Raw genomic sequence first — 487 nt, 5'->3', positions numbered from 1 at the left:
CTCCACCACCCCCCGGCTCACCCCGTGAGCCGCGAGACCCGGGCCCTCCACGGGCAACGACGGCATCACCCCCGGCCCCCGCAGCTCCGCCAGACACCGCACCGCGTGCGCCCGGTCCCAGTCGTGCGTCCCCTCGAACGTCGAAGCCGCGTGACGCCTCAGCTCCCAGCAGCCCTCCGCGACGTACTCCGGCCCGAGCCGCGCCAACGCGTACGCCCCGTCGATGTTGTCCGAGACCTCCACGTACCCCCGGTACTCGCTGATCACACCACGCAGCGCACCCGCCGCCCCGGGCACGTACGCCGGCCCCGCCGAGGCGCGCAACCGCGCCGCCTCGACACGCACGTCACAACCGAGGCGGTAGTTCGCCCCGAACACGAGCGCAAGGCGCTCGACCGCCTCCTCCACATACGGCGGCCCCATCGCGATCATCCGCCGCGCCCCCTCAAGCACCGCCCCCGAGCCCTCACGCCACGGTGTCTCCAAC

1 protein-coding gene is annotated in these 487 nt (G+C 73.9%); it reads right to left on the bottom strand.

Annotation, left to right across the window (positions count from 1 at the left end):
• Nucleotides 1-432, bottom strand: a 432-nt coding sequence (locus GL263_RS27780) for a hypothetical protein (protein ID WP_182858470.1), incomplete at its 3' end; no start/stop codon positions are given.
• Nucleotides 433-487: the final 55 nt, after the last annotated feature.

This window comes from Streptomyces durbertensis, assembly GCF_014156695.1.
GTDB lineage: Bacteria > Actinomycetota > Actinomycetes > Streptomycetales > Streptomycetaceae > Streptomyces > Streptomyces durbertensis.
Note: the sequence above shows the minus strand (reverse complement) of the source record. Positions and strands in the feature narration are given on the sequence as shown.